Below are 19,534 nucleotides of genomic sequence, written 5' to 3'. Positions count from 1 at the left end.
GGCACGCTGGTCGCACTGTGCAACCTCGCGCTCAGCGCGGCAAGCGTCGTCAAGGAGCAGACCGTGCCGGGAAGTAGGATCAGCGGGGCCGGGGTCGGCGGCTACACCAACACCAGGGGCTCGCAGGACACGAAGCGGTCGCCGAAGACGCGGCAGCCCAGTAATGCGGGCAACCCGCCCGCAGGGCTCGGGGGGGGGTCCATACACCCCTCACGGATAGCCAGCAACTTTGCCGGAACCGCAGCCGGCGGGGAGGCTCCCGGGGGGGGCTTCAACCCGCCGGAGGTAGGCACCGGCGGCGCGGACGGGCTGTTGGAATACCGCCTCTACAAGGAAGACAAAGCAAAGGTGCTCGATCAGGCGTCCGTAACTCGAATCGTGAGTTCGTCGAAGGGTTCCACGGATTCCGCAGACGGAATCCGCCCCGTGATCGATCCGCACACCGGCCGCGTGGACCGCGAGGCCATGACCGTGTTGCTGCAAAGCATGAAGGAGATGCTGCCGACGGCGAAAACCTTGAAACGGAATGCCAACAGGTCCGACACGAAGCAGCCTGGCGACACGCCCGCCAGCGCGGACTCGATGTCCAGCACGCCCCCTGAGCGGGACTCGGAGACCGGCTCGCTCCCCCGCCTCGAGTTGGACTCGAAGGCCAGCACGCCCCCCCCCCCGGAAGCGGACTTGAATGGCAGCACGTCCCCCCCGGAAGCGGACTTGAATGGCAGCACGCCCCCCAAGCTGGACGCGAAGGCCGCCGCGAAGGCTGCGAAGGCCGCAGAGAAAGCCGACCTGAAGGCCGGGGGGCCCTGGAAGCACCAGAGGGAGGCCCTGGAGACGCTGATGGGCGATCTCGACAAGCTCCTCGCGCTGGTCGCCTCGCCGTCCCTGATGGCGGCCGACATCCTTTTGAACAAGACGCCTGGCAGCACGCCCCCTGAGCGGGACTCGCAGACCGGCTCGCCCCCCCCCCTTGAATTTGACTCGAAGGCCAGCACGCCGCCCCTGGTGGACGAGAAAGCCGCCGCGAAGGCTGCGAAAGCAGCAGAGAAGGCTGCGAAGGCCTACGCGGAGAACCCGAAGGCGGCCGTGGCGGCCGAGCAGGCCAAGTTGTTGATAGCCCTCCGCCATGGCTTCGCCAAGGCGGCAGAAAGCGCTGACAAAGCGTGCTGGGCGCTGCGAGGGGCCGCCGCCGGCCCGTTGTATTGGGTAACCGTTCCGCCTTGGTTCCGCGAGGGCGAGATCTTTCGCGACTTGGGAAAGACGCTGAAAGAGGTCAAGCGGCAGTTGGTGGGGGCCGCCGCCACCCACCTGCAGGACGACTACGCCCACAAGGAAGTGAAGAACGTGGAGGGCGTGGCCCAGGGCTTCGCGAGCAAGCGCAGCGGCGCCGGCGTCGTCACCTCCACCGGATTCACGCTGGGCGGCAGCACCCATGGCGTGGCGATCACCGCCAGCGGAGTCCGGACCAACACGATGGCGGGAGACGACGACACCGACACCGACCTGATCGTTACGAAGGACGTCGGCGGCAAGGCCAAGTTTCTCGGAATGGTGTCGGTCAAGGCCGGCGGGATCGTGGGCGACTACTACGAGCACGGCGATCCCAAGGAAGTGGTCAAGATGCGCGTGAACCGCGAGGCCAACAAGTCGCTGTTCAACAAATTGATCCCCCCCAGCGCGGGGCCCAAGGCGCTCAAAGCGAGAAAGGCCGTGCAGACACTCCAGCGCGCGGTGGGCAAGCTATTGGGGCGGCCTTATACGCCCGAGCCCGGCGCGCCGACGTTCCTGACCAAGGCCAAGCTGGAAAAGGGCTACAACACCACTCATCTGCACGTGCTGGCCGCCAGCCTGGATGAAAAGCTCAACACCGGCACACAGTGGACGCAGCTCCTGGACGGCTCGTTTCCCCGGGGAGCCACGTCGGCCGAGCAGGCCATGCATGCCAAGAAGGACTTGCCGATCAGAAGCCCGCTGGATCTCTCCAATCCGGTATCGGAGCCGGCGGGCCGCACCGAATTTCCCGTCCGCCAGGCATACATCGAGGTCACCGCCGAGACGCCGCGCCTCACGGGCATCGGCAAATGGGGCGGCAACCTCAAGCAGGACCTGGGCGCCCAGGGTGGCGTCAAGTACAGCTTCGCGAGCTATCACTTGCGGCACGCGGCGGCATCCTACGAAATGCTGGATCCGTCGCAGCACAAGGACCCGCGCGACCCGATGAGGATCTACACCGACGTCGACGCGCAACTGGACGATGCGCCCGGCCACATGAAGCCACCCGTGGCGCACCTGTACGCCGCGCTAAGACATGAGTTCAGCGGCAAGACGACAACCAAGCCGGGCATGAAGATTCCGCCTCCACCGGGCCTGAAGGCCGCGCTGGACGCGCAATCGCATTTCTATGGCAATGCGGTGCCCGCCCAACTGCAAGCCACCATCGCTCGGCCGAGCATGGAGAAGGTGCATCTGGTCGGCGCCGCCTGCCTAGGCCTGGCGGAGCTCGCCATCACGCTCGGCAAGGAAGGCCCGTGCCTGGCGACGAAGGGCGAGGACCTGCCGGAGCACGCGCAGCAGTCGCTGAGGAAATGGCAAGAGGAGAGCTTCTGGAACCTCAATAAACTGATCTGGGGCGGGAATTACCAGGGCTTCCTGGAGGAGGTACTGGAACAGCCGGAGGAGTTCCTGGCGCAGAGTTTCGATGCGATCGGCCTGGCGCTCGGGCTCAGCAGCGCGCACCTGTGGGTACTGAACCGGCAGATGGAGTTGAAAGGAATCCCGGATCACCACGATCGCCGACTGCTGGCCAACGCCAACGCCGCGTTCAACTATGCGCACGGCATCATGGACAAGAACTGCTACTTGCCGTACGACCGCGACACCCTGGTCCGCAGCGATGCCTCCATCATCGACCGCACCGTTGCCAAGAAGCACACGCTGGGCTTCAAGGCGAACATGACCGGCGGCGCGAAGCTCAACGCCGCCGAGGGCGTGGCCCAGGAGGCGGGGGGCACGATGAAGCCGATGAGCTTCGTCGGCAGCGGCCTGGCGGCCGGCATCGGCGTTCAGGTCGAGCTCATGAATGCGACCACCCATTCGAACCCGTGCCGCATCGGCCAGTACATGCAGTGGAAGTTCCCCCTCAAGGGAGACCCGCTGACGGGAGCGGCGCTGTTCGCGGTGGTGAAGCAGGCGGTGCAGGCGGCTTACCCCGGCACCAAGGTCGAGACCCTCCAACCGCAGCTGGAGGACGTGGCGCGCCAGGTGCAGAGCATGGCAATACCGGCCACCGCCGGCTTGAACCTCGTCATCAAGATCCGCCGGCCACCGGGGACGGAGGGCTGCCGCCTGCAGTACTGGAAATTGCTGTCCAACAAGAACCTGGACCTCGATATTTCGTTCCCGAAGATTCCGCTGGGCACCGGGCTGTCCGCCGGCCTGCAGGTCACCGATGCGGCCACCTCGCACGCCTGGGAGGTCATGGGGACCGACCTCGGCTACGCGCTGATGCAGCATCCGAAGCTGACGGGAGCGCTGGAGCTGGAAAAGACGCTGCCGCAGCTGTTCGACGCGAGCCCCGACCTGCTGGCCAAATACTTCGGCAACCCGGACCTGATCACGGGTGCGATCGACCAGCACCTTGCGCCCGGTGGTGGCGGCGAGGGCCCGGCCGACGCGGCGCGGACGCAGGCGGTCAATGCGAAGTTGGACGGCGTCACATGGGAGGCGACGAAGGCCGAGATCCAGGCGCTGAAGACCCCCGAGCAGAGGATGGCCTACTTCACCAACCCGGCGAAGGGCCGCGCGGTGCTCGATGCCTACGTCGAGCTCGTGCGCGAGACGGCGGTGCCGGAGGACGCAAAGGGGAAGGGGCCGGCGAAGGCGACCGATCATTCGCAGCTCACGTCCCTGATGGCGCAGGAGAAGTCCCTGCAGCAGGTGTTCGCGGAGAACCCCTTCCTGCGTACCCAATACTTCGGCAACGGGGCGACGATCCCGGCCTTGATCGACGACTATCTCGCGTTCCGCGATGCCACCGCCGACGGCGGAGCGGCACTGCCGGCGAAGGGCAAGCTGGAAAACGAATTCTTCCGCTATTTCGCCACCGACACGCTCAAGCGCTATGCCGAGGTCGCCAACGAGACGATGCACTACAAGCCGGGCAAGGTGCTCGAACCCATCGTGCGGGGCGGCCCTCCGCGGTCCCTCGCGAGGGACGCGCAGGCGGTGGGCGAGATGTTCTCCAAGACCACGGCCCTGGACAACGCCGGCGGGCGCCTCAACCGGGCGAGCCCCCCGCCGGCCGACGTCATCGATTGGGCGAAGGTCAAGGCCGAGATCAAGAAGCTGGAGACTCCCGAGCAGCGGGTGGCCTACTTCGAAGACCCGAAGAGGGGCCGGCCGGTCTTCGACGCATTCGTCAAGCTCATTTCGGTGACACGCGACGTGAACAGGTTCTCGGCCGCGCGCGTGAAGACAGCCGAGAACGCCAAGACCGGCGAGGGCTGGCGCACCCTTGTGCGTCCGGGCGCGTTCAGGCACGCACAGTACAAGATGCCTACGCAGATCAAGCCGTTCGGCACCCTGCCGGCCGAGGGGACGCTGGCCAGTGCCTTGCGAAATCCGAAGAAGATTATCGAAGGCATCACGCCTTCGGTTCGACCCAATCCCGCAGGCGCCGAGGACGCCGTGGAGTCGGTGCTGAAGCTCATGGTTCGGCTCGAGCAGGGCTCGCCGTCCACGGGCGGGTTCCAAGCGCCCACCGACACGCTCGAGGTGCCGAGTTTCTTCCCGGAAGAGAAAGAAACCGACTCGCTCATCAGCGACCCGGAAGAAGACTTTGCGCAGCTCGTGCGAGACCTGGAACTGGAGGGCGTGGTGGCGGCGCGCAACGAGGGCGAGGACGCCGCCGAGGCCACGGTCATTTCACTGATCCAGCACGCGACCACGAAGTACGAGCTGGACCACATGGAAGAGGCCAAGGTTTTCCTCGACGATGCGGAACTGGGCCTCACCGAAGGGGAGCTCACCGATGACAAGATCAAGGACCTGGTGGACCGCATCAACGAGAAGTACAAGCGCAACCTGGCGGTATTCATGGTCACTGCGCGCCGCGGCGGCGCCCCGATCGTGGTTCCCCCGGCCAATGCGGACGACAAGGGCGCGGAGCCGGTCGCCCTGCTGATAGGCGATGACTTCTGCGGCGCATTGACCACGGTGTTGCAAAAGTCCGGATCGCCGCCCCGCAGGGCCTCCCCGACCGGCGAGCCGGGGTCCGACGAGTTCCCGGATGATCCGCCGGCCGATGCCACCTACGACGATATCTTGCAGGCTCGGCGTGACTTGGCCGATCAGCCGATTGAGGAGGCTGACGAGGCCGCGCGCGCCGCAAAGATGGAGCGGCTAAGGCTGCGCGCGGCAAAGCTCGACCCGGGGGAAGGACCCTCCTGATCGGTATTGGGGCGGGTGAGGATCACCTGTCGCAGGCGGCGGCCGTGGCGGCGGCATCGGTGTCCGCCGGCGTCGTCGCGCCGGAGTAGCGGTCGTTCATGCAATGGTCTCCTTCGAGTGTGCTGCGGCTGGACGTTCCACGAGCCTGACGCGTGAAGTGAGCGTCAACGGCGGATGCTGCGCCGGCGCGATCGGGGGCGGCTCCGCCACCGCGACGATCAGCCGCACGGCTCCCATCGCACGCAGGGCGGCCAGCGCCGCGGCAAGGGCCGCCGCATCGGCGCTGCCGTCATCGACCAGCACGATCGAGCGGCCCGCCAGCATCGGCCAGCGGCCGCTGCGCTCGGCCGGCGCCAGCTCGGAATCCGGCCCTGTGTCTTGCACCAGCAGCACGTCGACCGGTGCCCCCAGCAGGCCCGACAGCCGCATCGCCGGCACCAGGCCGCCCGGCGGCAGCGCGATGACGAGCAGGTTGGTCAGGTCGGAACTCGCCAGCAGCCGTGCCAATTCGGGCAACGGCGCCATCAGCAGCTCTCGCGTCATCCCGGGTCTCCCGTGGTGACGTCTGTCGCGTGCCTGCGCGGGCCACGACGGGGACTCCCAGACCGGCGATGATATTCAAGAGGCGGCCTCGGTGCCAGTGTGTTCAGGCCTGTTTCTCCAGCAGCTCGATCACTTCGCGATAGCGGAACTGCTCGATGAGCAGCGCGAGGCGGTTGGCGATGCCCTGGTCGGCCGCGCGGATCGCTTGCACGCTGCGCTCGATCTCGTCCATGTCCAGCTGCTGCAGCGCGCGCTTCAGCGATTCGCGCTGCGGTGCGCTCAGCTCGCCGAGGGTCTCGTCGGCTGCGGCCGCGGCGCCCTCTTCCCGAACGAACTCCACATGCAGATGCCGGCCGATCGTCTCCAGCAGCGCGGCTTCGGCGAAGGGCTTGCGCAGGAAGTCGTCGCAGCCGGTGGCCAGCATCTGATCGCGGTCCTCCTCGAAGCTGCTGGCGGTGAGCGCGATGACGACGATGGCCGGGTGCGCGGCCTTGATGCGCCGGGTGGCTTCCAGGCCGTCGAGCACGGGCATGCGCATGTCCATCCACACCAGGTGCGGCGGCCACTCGTCGCACAGCTGCACCGCCTCCAGCCCGTTGGCCGCCTCGCGCAGCTCGAAGCCCAGGGGCTCGAGCAGCCGCACCAGCAACTGCCGGCCCTCGGCGTTGTCGTCCACCGCCAGCACGCGCAGTCGCGGCGTGCCCGGCGCCAGGCCGAGCACGCGGCCGGGAGCCGGCGTGCGCGAAGGCATGCTGGCCACCTCCGCCCGCTGCAGCGCGAGCGTGAAGCTCACGGTGGTGCCGTGTCCGGGCCGGCTCGCGAGGACCAGCTTGCCGCCCATCAGCTCCACGTAGCGCCGGCTCAGCGCCAGGCCGAGCCCCGTGCCTTCCGCGGCGCGGCGGCCCGCGCGCGCCTGCACGAATGCCTCGCCCAGCTGTTGCAGCTCGCCGGCCTCGATCCCCACGCCGGTGTCGGTGACGCTGAAGCTCAGCCCCTGCGGCACCGCGTCGACGTGCAGCCGCACCCTGCCGCGCTCGGTGAACTTCATCGCGTTGCTCAGCAGGTTGATCAGGACTTGGCGCAGCTTGATCGCGTCGGCTTCCACGGCCTGCGGCACGGCGGGGTCCGCGGCGACTTCGAGCGCCAGCCCTTTCTGGATTGCCGACAGCGAGAACATTGCCTGCAGCTCGTCGAGCAGGGCGTACAGGTCGACGGCACGGGTCTGCAGCGTGAGCCGGCCCGCGCCGCTCTTGGACAGCTCCAGCACCTCGTTGATCAGGGTGTACAGGTGCTCGCCGCTCTTCAACACGATGCCCAGGTCGCGCCGCGCGCGCTCGGTCAGCGATGCCTCGCGCTGCAGCAGCCGGCTGAAGCCCAGCATCGCGTTCAGCGGCGAACGCAGCTCGTGGCTCATGTTGGCCAGGAACTCGCTCTTGGCGTGGTTGGCCGCTGCTTCGGCATCGGCGCGGCGCGCTTCCAGCTCGGCCAGCTTGCGCTGGTGCGCCGCCTCGGCATGCGCGCGCTCGGTCTGGTGCTGGACCTGCAGCGTCGTTGCCATGTCGGCCGCCTTCTTGCCGGCAGACACTTCACGCGCCGCGGCCGCCCGCCGCTCGCAGTCGAGCGCCCGCTTCAGGTCGCCCACCGCTTCGTAGTCGCGCGACAGCGCCACGAGCGCTTCGGGCGATGCAGTCCGGCCGGGAATAGCGGCCTCGACGGCAAGCGCGGCTTCGAGGTAGTGGATGGCCGCGTTCGGTGCCGACGAGCCCGGCGGAACAGGCAGGCCGTGCTTGCGCGCGATCGCCGCATAGCGGGCGAGCCCCTGCGCGAGCACGACGTGTTCGTCGCAATGGGTGAGGGACTCTTCCATGGCAGCCACGGCCTCGTCGCGGCGGCCCAGCTCGGACAGGGCCCGCGCCTGATCGGACAAACCGGCGCTGAGGTCTTGCGACATCTTCAGCAGCCGCGCCACTCTCACCTGCTCGGTGTGCCAGTGCAAGGCGTCCGCATGGTCGCCCACCCTCATGGCGATGTCGCCTGCCACGCTGCAGAGGTTCATCCAGTTGGCGGAATTGGGCACGGCCGAACCGATGGCGGCAGCTTCGCGCACCACCTCCCGTGCGGCGTCGAGCCGGTCCATGTCACCGAGCCCCAATGCGAGCGAGGTGAGCGGCAGCAGCAGCGTCGCAGGGCTCTCGGTCATGCGGGCGTGCATCAACGAGCGCTGCACCCATTCGAGCGACGAAGCGCGGTCGCCATTGTGGTTGTTGTTGGCAGCGGCGACGTTGCGCGCGCTCCTGGATGCGAAGGCCTCCTGGCCCATTTGCACTGCCAACTCGTAGGCCGCCTGAAAGTGGGCCACGCAACGGCCGGGGTCGGCGTCCCACGCATGGGTGCCGCGCCACTGCTGCACCAGCATCCGCAACAACAGGTCGTCGGATGCTTGCGCAGCGTCGACTGCGGAACGCCAGCCTTCCATCCCCGCACCGCGGTCGGTGACGCCTCCTTCCGCCCCAGCCAGAATGAGTTCGGCGATCCCGCTGCGCAGCGCATCGCCGGCACGCCGGTAGCTGCGCAAGGCCGATTCACGGGCTCCATCGCGTCGCACCACATCGCCGGCGAAGCCGAAGAGCTTCGCCTCGATCACGCAGGCATCGCCCACACCCGCGAAATCGTCGACTTCTTCGAAGCGCTGCCGCGCGAGAGCGGCCAGCTCGGCGGCGGCCTCCAATTCGCCGAACGCAAATCTGGCCTCGGCGCGCACGCACGCCAGCCGGGCTTCGATGTCGATGCGCTGGGCCTTGTCGAGCGTCGCGTCGAGCGCCAGCAGCGCCTGCGCTTCATCGGCCAGCCGGCTCGATCGCACGGGATTCCAGCGCAGATACCACGCCAGCCGCGTGAGCAGCGTGGCCCGTGCCGCGCCTTCGGCGGCTTCGCGCTGCACCTCGAGGGCAGCGACCGCTTGCGCGGTTCCGTAGAACTCGATGTTCATGGGGGCTGCTCCAGCATGTCGAGCAGGTTCCCGATGATGCCCGACGCGCCGCAACGAGCGGTCGAGGGAGCCACGGTGTTTCTACCGAGGCATCCTCGTGCACCGGCTCACCACGCCAGGCACTCCGCGAGTCGCGCGAAGCGCAGCATCTCCGGATAGTCGCGGCAAAAGTCTTCGAAGCGCGGGTCGATGCTCAGATCCTGCAGGACGTAGACGTCCTCCTGCATCACGTGCAGGATCGCCTGCGGCAGCAGCCCACATGCGCGCGCGCTGCGCATGCGCTCATCGATCGACCCGGCCAGGTCATCAGGGCGAGGCCGCCGCCGCGCCGGCCATTCGCCCTGCCAGCGCGGCGGCGGCAGCGTCCGGAATTCCAGGCCCTTCTGCAGCTCATCGAAGCGGGCCAGCCCCGGATGGCGTGCGCGCAGCGCTGCGAATCCGGGCACCTGCCGCAAGTGCTCGAGCGCCGCCAAGTGCTCCTCCATGCCGTGCAGGATCGCTTGCGGCAGCAGCCGCGCCTTGAACATGGCGGCGTAGCACGCGTCGATGGCGCGCGCCAGCGACTCGCTCAACTCGTCTTCCGCGGTGGCCGCGGGTGCAGGGCGGTGGTGAAGGCTCGGCATATCGGGACCAGTGTTGCAGGCTAGCTCAGTTGCGGCTGGCCGCAGCCGAAGCCGTGCGCTGCGAGGCGAAACGCCGGGGGCCGGCCAGCGCTTCGCGAATCGGCCTCGGCCTTCGCCCGCACGGGCTTTCGCAAGGCCATGCTCAATCGCCGCCGAGCAGCGCCAGCTGTTCGCGCGATACGCGCACCTTCAGGCGCGATTCGGCCACCACGTCGACGATCGCCAGCTCAGGCTTCGCGGTACTGCGCCGCACCGGTGCCAGCAACGGCTCGCCGAGGCGATTGACCACGATCGCAACGATCGGCGTGTTGCTCGCCGGACCGCGCTTGACCACGATCCCCATCTCGCCGCTGGCCAAACGGACGCAGCAGCCGGGCGGGTAGATGCCAAACTCCTTGACCAGCGCGGCGGCCATCGGGTGCCCCTGTTCGTCGAGGTACAGCGCCCGGGCGGCATCCTGAGGCTTCATCGCCGCACGCGCGCTCAGCATCGTGGTGTAGGCATCCGCGCGGCGTACCAGCGCCGCGGCTTCGTGGACGCTGTGCAATCGACGCGGATAGCCCGTGCCGCCGTCGACCTCGTGATGCTGTGCCACCGCGCCAAGCCATATGGCATCGGTGATGCCCGCCGACTGCAGAATCTCCGCGCTGCGCAGCGGATGCATGTCGATCGCCTCGCGCTGCGCGGCATTCAATGGCGTCGCCTGGGTCGCCAGCCGGCCTTCGAGCTCGAGGATCGACAGGTTCATCGTCAGCGCGGCGCGAAACGAGCTGCGCAGCATGTGGGCATCCCATCCGAGCCGCTGGCCCGCCAGGCGCACCGCGATCGCCGTGTGCACGCTGTGCGCCACGCCGGGATGCGTACGGCCGGCGGACTCGTGCCGCACGATCTGGAAGATCGCGAGGTCAGGGTCACGCTCGATCAGCGCGATCAACGGGGCAGCCGATTCGTTCAACGCGGCCAGGAAGTCGGCATGGACCGAGCTCTTGAGGATTCGTCCGAGGCGGTCGACAGTGCGATCCCACAACTCGACGAGGGCTTCGCGCGGGCAAGAAGCCGGATCGGGCCCGCGCGGCGGCAGATCGTCGAGGTCGACCAGCGCGCCTCGTTCGAACAGGGCCTGCATCTGGTTTTCGCAACGGATGACCTGCCCGCGCGCCAGCAGCAATGTTCGATCGGCATTGCGAACGTTGAACGGCAGCGGTGCACCGAGGGTGAGCCGTTGCCTGACGCTGGAAAGCGGACAGAGCTGCATGCACTGGATTTCGGCGTCTCGCCGGCCGGCGAGGAGCGCCTCTCAACATTGTTGAGCCTCAGACCATGCTACGACTCGATGGTGTGGGCGCCATCTATGACCGAGTCACTGAGGTGACTTCGAGGATGCCGCCCCGGAGTTGAACAGCGGCGGCGGCACCTCCGTCATCCAGACCTTGGCGGTGCGCCGACCGCCGGGTGCCCGTCCGAGCTCCACCTTGTCGATGTTCTGCCAGCTGTTCGCCGGCACCAGCACCTCATTGTGCGGGGACAGGGGGCCGAGGTCCCGCCCGTTCGTGGATTTGATGTAGAAATCGACGTTGCCGGGGTACTTCTTCAACACGTCTTCGTTGGTCGTGCAGCTCAAGAACATCTTTTCGCCGTAGGTCTTCCCTACGAGAGCGACGTACTCGTCGATGACGCGCTGCGGAACGTCTATGCGGCGCATGATGAATCCCTCTCCCTCATGGCGGGGCAACTTCTTCAGCGCGTCGTTGATGCGGACCACCAGGTCATGCACTGCATCGCGCTCCGGCCGGTGGCTGCGCTGCATGCGGTTCAAGGGCTTGTACAAGACCCGATAGGCCATGATCAGCGCCGCATCGCGATCCTCCAGCGGCAGGGCCTTGATCTCCTCGCAATTCAACACCTTGGTCGTGCCAGTGCCGTTGCAGAAGACCCGCAACGATTCCAGCACGCCCCTCCCGTCCGCGTTCGGCAGTACGTTCGTCCTGAGCGACTTCATCACCGCGTCCGGGTGCTGCTCGATCAGGAGGTTGACGCCCTTCTGCACGTCGCTGTCCAGAATATCCGAACCTTGCGGCAGGTTGGTCAGCAGGTAGTGTTCGAAGGCCTGCGCGGCAGTCTTCGGATCGGTGCGGCTCAGCACGGCCGTCTGCCTCTGCGCCGAAAGCGCCGTCTCAGCGCCATAACGCACCGTCCAGTTCTTCTTCTGCTGAAGGTTCTGGGTCGCCAGCACGAGCGGCGGGTCGGCGTGATAGTCGGGCGGCAAGACGTGAACACCGCTGTCGGTGTTCTTCAAGGACACCTGGACGTGGTGGTGATTGATCGTCGCCTGGTACTGCGTATAGGTCGAATCGACGGGATCGGGCCTGATCACCTTACCCGGAATCGCGCCATCGACGACGTGCGCGAGGAACCTGGCGGCTTCACGCTGTTGATAGTCGGGCTTCGACTGGAATGCGGCCGCAGCCAAGTTCTTCAGCTTGCCGATCGCCCGGGCCGGACCGGTCTTGGCGTTCGTGTGCTGGTAGCCGGATGCAGTCTTGTGTGCGTGCAGTTCGGTCGCGCAATGGCCCAGCGCCTCGGCGCGAACCTGCTTGTCCTTGAGCCGGGCCTTCAGGCCGCCGGGCGGCAACGGCGCGGCGGTGGAGGCCCGGCTCGAGGTACTGGCGCGGCGCGAGTCCGCTTGGGCGTCCACGCCCTCGTTTGCAGGGGACGTCGGGTTGGCAGTAGAGGCACTGCTGAGTTTCATCATCACCGCACGGGATTCCATGGCCGGAGGGGACGACTGCCGCCGCAGAGCGGCCCGCCCGTCACTGGCTGGCCTTGATCTGCAGCCTCATCCACGAATGGTCCGGGTCCGCCGTGCCCGGCTCCATGTACACGCGAATGAAGACGGCATTCGCAGGCAGCTTCACCAGTGGAATGACGCCTTTGGTGAACACCCGGCTGCCCCCGGCATCGCTGATGGCTCCGCAGCCACCGGAATAGCCGAGGCGGCCACCGCCGGCGTCGAAGGGTTCGGCCACGGCCAGCGCGCGTGAGCTGCCGGTGGTGTCGCAGTAGGAGTACCCGGTGATGAAGAGCGGCCGCGGACCCGGAAGCGTCCTCAGATCGATGGCATAGAAATCCTTGGTGCCGTGGGCAGGCTTGTCGTTGTAGTCCTGCTGGAACACGGTAGCCCCGACCAACTCGTCCTGCGTGCTGCGCCAGACACCGCCCGTGCACACCAGCGGCAGGCCGGCCGCGTCGCGCGCGATCAGGCCGGCGCTCGCGCAGGGGGTTTCCCTTACGACGACGGTGTTCAGTTGCACGGTGCCGGTGTCGACGGCATTGGCCGTGACGGTGCCGGGCACCGTCAGGTTGCCGTTCTCGTCCACGCTCAGCGCCACCCATGCCGTACCGGTCCAGGTGAATGCACGCGACAGTGCAGTGACCATTCGCACGTCACCGGTGACGTTGTCGGAAGCCGGCAGATCGACATGATTGGCCACCGGGTCCTTCCACCACGCGGAGCCCTGCTTGCGCCATACGCCGGCCTGGCAGCTCAACACGCGGCCCGTGGCATCGACGGCGATGCGGCCCTGCGTCGTCACGTCCGCCGCGACACAGCGCGCATCGGAAGTGTCAGCGACGGCGACTGCCGCCATGTGCAGCGGCGTGCTCATGCGGTTGAGCTCCGGGTGCCCCGGCACCGCGGCACGGTAGACGAAGTCGGACGCCGCGTTGCTGCCATCCACGAAGAAGATCGCGGAGGCCAGCCGGCCCGCGGCGGCGACGGTCCCCGTGCAATTGCTGGCGAGGTATTTGCTCAGCGCGGCCGTCGACAGACTCCACGAGCCGAACGCGCCTTGCGCCACGGTGGGTGCGCCGTAGGCGATGTAGCCGCTGCCCTCCCCAGCGTTGGCGGCCACCAGGGCCAGGTCCTTCTGCGGTACCGCCACGCCGCCTTCGGTCACGACCAGCGCCTCCAGCACGCCGGCCGACGGCTGCAGCACCAGCACGCAGGGTGTTTGTCCGAAGGCGTTGGTCGCCTGAAGGCTCGTCGACAGGAAGCCGGCGGTCTTCAAGTCGGCGACCGTGACCCGCGCCGGCGCGACGGCCGTGGCCGAGGCCAACAGCACGTCGCGCTTGGTGGTGATGTAGCGCTGCGCGGCCGCGGTGACGCGCCCCTGGTGCAGCGCGGCCTGCGTGCCGCGGGTGTCCTCGATCGAGGACAGCAGCAGCTTCACCAGGCCGGCGGTCATCAGCGCGCCGATCGCCAGCGCCGCGAGGATTTCGATCAGGGTAAAGCCGCGACTGCGGCGCCCCATGGTTCGTTCGTTCATGTGATCCTCAAAGACGTCCGATCCAGACGGTCGCACCGGCGGGCACACCAGGCAGCTGCAGCCCGGTGTCGCCGAAGCGCGGCGTCCACAACGTGGCCGTCCCGCCGCTCGACGGCACGCGAGCTTCGCCTGCATTGATGGAGTACGACGACAACTCGGCGATCTGGGTGGTCAGGCCGGCCGTTGCCGCTGGCGCCCCGTAGATGACGATCGTGCCGTCGCCACGGACCTGGTTTTTCCACGTGCTGCTGCGCCTGTACCACGACGGCTCGGGCAGCACGCCATGGCCCACCGACCCGGTGAACGTCGGATGCGCCCGCGCGTACTCCACCACCAGCGTGCGGTACACCGCCATGTTGAGCGCCAGATCTTCTCCCACCACTTGCTGCTGCGCCGGTTCACGCGATCCCTGACCGGCGAGCAACAAACACCCGATGGCAGAGGCCATCGAGATCACTATGACCAAGGGCCACATGGCACGTCTCCTGCAATCTTTGGTCCGAACGTCCGGTTCAGTTGCCGGTCCACTCGATCGAGTTGGCCGCGGCGTTGCAAGCGGTGGTTGCCGCGGTGGGGGTCACCGGCATCGTCAAGCTCGCGCCGCCGTTGACCTTCACGCCGATCCAGTCGCCGCCGGCGGCCACGAGGTCGATGCACACCGACTTCGGCACGGCCGCGTAGGTGATCAGGAAGTTCTGCGTCGCACCGACCACGGTGACCGCGCCGTTCCACGCGTTGTTCACCGCGTTCGTCCCCGTGTCCATCGACAGCGACGTGGGGAACACCTTGGCATTGATCAGCGTGGCATTCATGTTCGCCGTGCCGTACGACGCGCTCTGGCCCATGAAGAGCCGCTTCACACCGGTGCGAATGGCGTTGACTTCCGTCTCGGCGCGATTGGAGTTGGCGCTGCTGAAGCCGCCCAGCAGCAATGCGACCGCGCCGAGGATGACGATGGCCGCGATGCCCAGGAAGGCGATCGATTCCAGCAGCGAAGCGCCCCGCTGCGCGGCGCGGACGATGGATACCTTGGCAGTGCGATTGCTTTTCATGACTCGATTCCTCTTGAATGAAGTGAAGTGAACTGAAGAAAGTACTAACGAATCGCGCGCGTCGATGCCGCGATCTCCTGCTGAATGCCGAAGAACCCGGACACCAGCCACCCGATCACGATCGCCAGCGTGGCGATCGAGAACCCATTGAGCACGCGCATCTGCGTTGAAATGGTGACCACGCCCCGGGCCATCCATTCGTCCGCCAGAAGCTGCAGCGCAGCCGAAAACCCACGCAACTCCGCGTAGATGCACAAGTCGTCGACGATTTCTTCCGAAGGAAAGCCGTAGCCCGCATTGCGCAGTGCCTCGCCGCAGTTCAGGCCCGACTTGACGCCGAGCAGCGCGCCCTCCAGCCGCTGGCGCAGCCAGGGGTCGGCCATCGCGTTCAAGCGCACCAGACACTTCTCGACCGTCATGCCTGCGTCCTGCAGCGCGGAGAACGCCATCAGGAAACCGCTGCCGACCACCAGGCGATAGATCGAAAAGGGCGGCACGCGATCGAACACCTCGCGAACCCTGCCGTTCCAGCGCGGCATCGCGATCAACACGCCGACCACCGTCGCGACGAGGCCCAGCGCGATCCAGGGCATCCATGTCTGCACGATCTCGGACATCACGTGCAGCGAATACGCGGCGCCGCGCCAGGTCCTCGGATCGGCGATTCGCGCGAATTCCGGAATGACCCGCGTGCCGAACAGGTACAGGTACACCATCACCAGCACGAGCACGACCGCGGGGTACACCAAGCCGCCCACGATGGCCGTGCGGATGCGCGACGAAGCGTCGACCACGCTGACCACCGCCGAGAGTGCCTTTTCGAGGCGGCCGGATTGCTCGCCCGCCATCACGATCATGGCCTCGGAAGGCGGCACCCAGTCGTGCATCGCCTCCGACAGCATGCGCCCGTTCTGCACCGAACGGCGCCAGTCATCGAGCACGATGGCCATCGAGTCGCCGGGCTTGCGCCCGTCGTCCGACGCGCGGCGATGCAGCTCCTCGAGAATCCTGAGCAGCGACATCCCGTTGGCGAGCATCGTGGCGATCTTGCGGTACAGGCGCACGCGCACCTGCCCGCCGAATTGCAGGCGCGCGAAGCGCCGTTCGATTTCAATGCGCATTGATGCTCTCCAGGGCCGCATAGCGGCTGTCGACGCGCGGTGCGAGCGTGTTCCGCGTCAGGTGGCCCACGGCCTTCTCGGCCATGCGCGGGTCGACGGTGCCGGCGGCCACCTTGACGATGGCGTGGTCCAGCAGGGTCGCGCCCTGCTGCTCGGAGAGCCAGTACTCCATGGCCAGCAGCTTCTGCCCGGAACGGATGTATTCGAAGAACTGCGCGTCGGGCGTGACGACCTCGACGATGCAGGTGCGGCCGGCGGTGCCGTAGCCGCGGCAGCGGTCGCAGCCGGGCCCGGCGATGTGCACGCCGCCGATGGCCGGACCGACCGCCCGCTTGACGCGGCCCAGCACGTCGTCGGGCAATTGGCGCTCGTTGCCGAGCAGCGGCTGCTTGCAGGCCGGGCACAACACCTTGACCAGCCGCTGGCTGATGAGGCCGGTGACCACCGAGGGGTCGGCCACCATCGGCAGCGGCAGGCCGAGGTCGACCAGGCGGTCGACGATGGCGATCGCGTTGTTCGCGTGCACCGTGGTCCACACCTGGTGACCGGTCATCGCGGCGCGCAATGCGCTCTGCGCCGAAGCGCGGTCGCGCACCTCGCCGATCATGATGGTGTCCGGGTCCAGCCGCATCGCGTTGGAGATGGCCGCGGAGAAAAGGCGCGAGCGCTCGTCCTCGGTCGGCGCATTGGTCACCGGCGTCTGAACGGCACCCGGAATCGGGTACTCGATGGGGTCTTCCACCGTGATGACATGCAGCGTGCCTTTGGACGCCAGCAGCTGACCCGTGAGCACGCGCTGCAGCGTCGTCGACTTGCCGGAGCCGGTGGGCCCGCTGATGATGTTCATGCCGATGGGCTGGTCCTGCAGCACCTTCAACATGGCCGCGTGGTCGCTGGAGTAACCCAGCGGCTGCAGATCGACGTCATCGCCCGCGTCGTTGTAGAGCAGGCGCATCACCATGAGGTTGCCCTCGTTGGTCGGCGCCGTGGCAATGCGCACGCCGTGCAGGTTGTTGGGCAGCTTGTCGCGGTCGCCGATGCTCGCGTCCTGCCGCTCGTTGGGCTTGTACGCGTTGTCGGAAACGGTGGTCATCGCCGCGTACAGCGTGGCCAGCAGGCGCTCGCCGTATTCGCGCGTGTGGCTCATCACGCGCACCAGGTCGTTGTGGATGCGGAAGTAGATTTCCGTGCCGTTGCGACGCACGCGGATGTGGATGTCCGACGCGCGGTCGTTGCAGGCGCGGGTGAGCAGCTCCTTGGCCGTCACCTGCATCTTCGTGTGGTCCACGCGCGGGCCGCGCTCGCCGCCCCCGATGTCGCGCAAATGCGCGATCACCTCGAAGGTGGCCGGCAGCGGGCGATACGGCTGGCCCAGCCGATCCAGGCGCGCGCAGAACGACAGCACATGCGGGTTCATCCCGTGCCCCGGCGCGATGAGCAGGCGCCCGTCGGAGAGCAGGCACAGCAGCTTGGCCTCCTCGGCACTGGCTCGCAGGTCGCCTTCCGCGCTGACCGCCTTGACGCCGTACATCGCACCGCCCTTCACGTCCTCGAGCGTGATCGCCGCGACGGACATGGCGGAAGCGAGCGCCTCTGGCTTCATGTGAACCACCACGATGTTTACGGGCGCAGGGCCGGCAGCGGGGGCACGGCCGGCAATCCAGGCATGGCGGGCATGGCCGACGGGAGCGGCGCGAACTCGGCGCCGGCGCGTCCGGTGCCCGTGAGGCGAATGCGATCCTTGCGCGCTGTCTCCAGCACGACTTCATTTGGCCGGATCGAGACGACGCGCGAACCATCGGCCAGCATGTCGCCGGCACGGACGTCGATCATCTTCTGGTTGGACAGCTCGAGCGTCGCGAACAGCACGCTGCCGATGCCTTCGACGGCGTACAGCACCGGCCGCTCGCCCGTGGTGCCGTTCACCGCCCGCTTCGTCTCGGCCTCGCGCGTCGCGATCTCGGCCTGCCGGCCGGCGATCTGAGCCTGCACGTCGACCTTTCGTGCGCGCGCCTTCAGCACCGCGGTCTCGGATTCGATGCGCGCCAGTTCGTCGGCAGCGGGCGGAGCGGCCGAAACCGCTCCATGGGCAAGCAGGCACGCCACGAGGGCGCCCCAACAGCTATTTGGCATAGATCACTCCTTCGATGGACCATTCGGTCCCGTTGAACAAGAGCCGGCCGAGGCGAACGCCCGGCTGCTGCAGCACAGCCACCACTTCACTCGGCGCAAGCCCGCCGGTGTTCACGCTCAGGCGGAACGTCTGCCAGTCCGGCAGCGACGGTGGCAGTGGCGCGGGCGCCAGTGCGGCGCCCTGGGGGGCGGGCGGCGGGGGCGGCGGCGGCACGAGCGTGAGCTGCGGCTTGAGCCCGAGCATCTGAAGCGAAGAGACCACTTGCGCCAACACGTCCTTGGCGAGCAACAGGGGTTCGTCGCGCCCGGAGGCCGTGGTCGACAGCGGCCGCGCCAGCGTGGCGCCGTTGCCTTCGAGGTCGACCGCCGCTTCGGGCACCGCCTGGCGCAGGTACTCGACGAACGAGTTGCCACGCTTCCAGGCATGGGTCGCCAGGTTGCCGTTGCAGTCGTAGCTGTCGATGGGCCAGCCGCCGGGCGAGAAGTGCGCGAACGCAGCGGTGCAGGCGCGCACGAAGTCCGCCGGCAGCGGCTGCCCGGGCCAGGGATGCGGCGGCGGCGGCGCCGCGTGGGCCGATGGGACGACGCGACTGGCCTGCTGCACCACGGCCTTCTCGAGTGCCGCCCGACGATCGGTGTATTGGACCCAGAGCGCGGCGAGCGCGACCACGCTGGCCACGCCGCCGATGGTTGCCGCGATCGCCCAGCGCGGCGCCACGAGGGGGCGCATGCGCCACCAGCGATGCACGCGCACGGCACCGCCGCGTCCACGCGGCAGGAAATCGCCGACGCCGCGGGCCTGGAAATTGTGGAAGCCGATCTCGCGCAGTTCCTCGTCGCCGAAGACGACGTTCCACCCGCCGAGCGCATAGTCCGACGTCAGCCTGTCGATGACTTCCTGCTTGCTGCCCGCGAAGTCGCCGTTGGGCAGGAAGCAGTGGTCGCGCACCGCGAAGTAGGCGTACTTGTCCTCGCCGACCTTGACGGCGGCAAGCCAGCTCGCGACTGCTTCGCGCTTGCCCTCGTAATGCGCGCCTTCGAGCGCCACACCCTTGGCGACGGCCGAGCCGAGCGAATACACCCCGCTCTTCGCACCATCGATGGCGTTCGCGTAGCCGGCCTGGACCGTGCCGTAATCCCGCAGGATGACGAACAGGTCGAACTTCATGCGCCGCCCGAGTTCGACGGCTTCCTTGTTCAACTCGCGCGGACGCGACAGCGACTGCCAGAACAGGCCGCAGATGAACCTGTCCTTGCCGATCTGGACGATCTGAGCGGACATGCGTTTGACCTCCGCCGC

Annotated in this window: 14 protein-coding genes; 2 read left to right on the top strand and 12 right to left on the bottom strand. The window is 67.6% G+C overall.

The window, feature by feature from the left end:
- Window positions 1-312: 312 nt before the first annotated feature.
- On the top strand, window positions 313-5,448 hold the full coding sequence (locus tag HLB44_RS15810; RefSeq protein ID WP_173124123.1) for a hypothetical protein: 5,136 nt from the start codon (window positions 313-315) through the stop codon (window positions 5,446-5,448).
- Between the two features lie 96 nt (window positions 5,449-5,544).
- Here the strand turns inward: HLB44_RS15810 and HLB44_RS15805 are convergent, their stop codons facing one another.
- From HLB44_RS15805 to HLB44_RS15790, 4 genes are all read right to left on the bottom strand, one after another.
- Complete coding sequence (locus HLB44_RS15805) at window positions 5,545-5,991, bottom strand: phosphoribosyltransferase (protein WP_173124121.1); 447 nt, start codon at window positions 5,989-5,991, stop codon at window positions 5,545-5,547.
- 103 nt (window positions 5,992-6,094) lie between these two features.
- The gene (locus tag HLB44_RS15800; protein WP_173124119.1) at window positions 6,095-8,980 is read right to left on the bottom strand and encodes an ATP-binding response regulator; all 2,886 of its coding nucleotides are present in this window, start codon (window positions 8,978-8,980) and stop codon (window positions 6,095-6,097) included.
- Between the two features lie 107 nt (window positions 8,981-9,087).
- On the bottom strand, window positions 9,088-9,603 hold the full coding sequence (locus HLB44_RS15795) for a hypothetical protein (protein ID WP_173124117.1): 516 nt from the start codon (window positions 9,601-9,603) through the stop codon (window positions 9,088-9,090).
- 142 nt (window positions 9,604-9,745) lie between these two features.
- Window positions 9,746-10,267: an HD-GYP domain-containing protein gene (locus HLB44_RS15790; protein WP_173124115.1), complete on the bottom strand. Its 522-nt coding sequence runs from the start codon at window positions 10,265-10,267 to the stop codon at window positions 9,746-9,748.
- Between HLB44_RS15790 and HLB44_RS15785 the strand changes: the two genes are divergently transcribed.
- Window positions 10,262-10,975 (top strand): hypothetical protein, encoded by a 714-nt coding sequence (locus HLB44_RS15785; RefSeq protein ID WP_173124113.1) that lies wholly within the window; start codon window positions 10,262-10,264, stop codon window positions 10,973-10,975. The two genes, HLB44_RS15790 and HLB44_RS15785, sit on opposite strands and share 6 nt — an antisense overlap.
- On the opposite strand, the gene HLB44_RS15780 is transcribed toward HLB44_RS15785, so the two are convergent.
- From HLB44_RS15780 to pilO2, 8 genes are read right to left on the bottom strand one after another with little or no spacing between them, the layout of a single operon-like run.
- Window positions 10,964-12,373 (bottom strand): hypothetical protein, encoded by a 1,410-nt coding sequence (locus HLB44_RS15780; protein WP_173124111.1) that lies wholly within the window; start codon window positions 12,371-12,373, stop codon window positions 10,964-10,966. The two genes, HLB44_RS15785 and HLB44_RS15780, sit on opposite strands and share 12 nt — an antisense overlap.
- A 40-nt stretch (window positions 12,374-12,413) precedes the next feature.
- A complete protein-coding gene (gene pilV / locus HLB44_RS15775) occupies window positions 12,414-13,976 on the bottom strand; it encodes a shufflon system plasmid conjugative transfer pilus tip adhesin PilV (RefSeq protein WP_173124109.1) in 1,563 nt (520 codons plus the stop codon).
- Entirely contained in the window at window positions 13,936-14,403 is a 468-nt protein-coding gene (pilM, locus tag HLB44_RS15770) for a type IV pilus biogenesis protein PilM (RefSeq protein WP_173124107.1), read from the bottom strand. Before pilM ends, pilV begins: the two co-directional genes overlap by 41 nt.
- A 37-nt stretch (window positions 14,404-14,440) precedes the next feature.
- Entirely contained in the window at window positions 14,441-14,980 is a 540-nt protein-coding gene (locus HLB44_RS15765) for a type 4 pilus major pilin (protein WP_246312273.1), read from the bottom strand.
- Between the two features lie 44 nt (window positions 14,981-15,024).
- Window positions 15,025-16,101, bottom strand: a complete 1,077-nt coding sequence (locus HLB44_RS15760; RefSeq protein ID WP_173124105.1) for a type II secretion system F family protein — start codon at window positions 16,099-16,101, stop codon at window positions 15,025-15,027.
- On the bottom strand, window positions 16,091-17,677 hold the full coding sequence (locus tag HLB44_RS15755) for a GspE/PulE family protein (RefSeq protein ID WP_246312272.1): 1,587 nt from the start codon (window positions 17,675-17,677) through the stop codon (window positions 16,091-16,093). Before HLB44_RS15755 ends, HLB44_RS15760 begins: the two co-directional genes overlap by 11 nt.
- A gap of 44 nt (window positions 17,678-17,721) precedes the next feature.
- Window positions 17,722-18,207: a type IV pilus biogenesis protein PilP gene (gene pilP, locus HLB44_RS15750; protein WP_173124101.1), complete on the bottom strand. Its 486-nt coding sequence runs from the start codon at window positions 18,205-18,207 to the stop codon at window positions 17,722-17,724.
- Window positions 18,208-18,223: 16 nt separating this feature from the next.
- Window positions 18,224-19,516, bottom strand: a complete 1,293-nt coding sequence (pilO2, locus tag HLB44_RS15745) for a type 4b pilus protein PilO2 (RefSeq protein WP_173124099.1) — start codon at window positions 19,514-19,516, stop codon at window positions 18,224-18,226.
- Window positions 19,517-19,534: the final 18 nt, after the last annotated feature.

Source organism: Pseudaquabacterium terrae, assembly GCF_013266755.1.
Classification (GTDB): Bacteria; Pseudomonadota; Gammaproteobacteria; order Burkholderiales; family Burkholderiaceae_C; genus Pseudaquabacterium; species Pseudaquabacterium terrae.
This window is presented reverse-complemented; position numbering and strand designations above follow the sequence as displayed.

Excerpts from the sequence above, each read along its gene's own strand:
- HLB44_RS15805 (WP_173124121.1), bottom strand. The coding sequence starts at position 5,991 with ATGACGCGAGAGCTGCTGATGGCGCCGTTGCCCGAATTGGCACGGCTG.
- HLB44_RS15800 (WP_173124119.1), bottom strand. The coding sequence starts at position 8,980 with ATGAACATCGAGTTCTACGGAACCGCGCAAGCGGTCGCTGCCCTCGAG.
- HLB44_RS15795 (WP_173124117.1), bottom strand. The coding sequence starts at position 9,603 with ATGCCGAGCCTTCACCACCGCCCTGCACCCGCGGCCACCGCGGAAGAC.
- HLB44_RS15785 (WP_173124113.1), top strand. The coding sequence starts at position 10,262 with ATGCATGTCGATCGCCTCGCGCTGCGCGGCATTCAATGGCGTCGCCTG.
- HLB44_RS15790 (WP_173124115.1), bottom strand. The coding sequence starts at position 10,267 with ATGCATCCGCTGCGCAGCGCGGAGATTCTGCAGTCGGCGGGCATCACC.
- HLB44_RS15780 (WP_173124111.1), bottom strand. The coding sequence starts at position 12,373 with ATGGAATCCCGTGCGGTGATGATGAAACTCAGCAGTGCCTCTACTGCC.
- pilM (WP_173124107.1), bottom strand. The coding sequence starts at position 14,403 with ATGTGGCCCTTGGTCATAGTGATCTCGATGGCCTCTGCCATCGGGTGT.
- HLB44_RS15765 (WP_246312273.1), bottom strand. The coding sequence starts at position 14,980 with ATGAAAAGCAATCGCACTGCCAAGGTATCCATCGTCCGCGCCGCGCAG.
- HLB44_RS15760 (WP_173124105.1), bottom strand. The coding sequence starts at position 16,101 with ATGCGCATTGAAATCGAACGGCGCTTCGCGCGCCTGCAATTCGGCGGG.
- HLB44_RS15755 (WP_246312272.1), bottom strand. The coding sequence starts at position 17,677 with ATGTCCGTCGCGGCGATCACGCTCGAGGACGTGAAGGGCGGTGCGATG.
- pilO2 (WP_173124099.1), bottom strand. The coding sequence starts at position 19,516 with ATGTCCGCTCAGATCGTCCAGATCGGCAAGGACAGGTTCATCTGCGGC.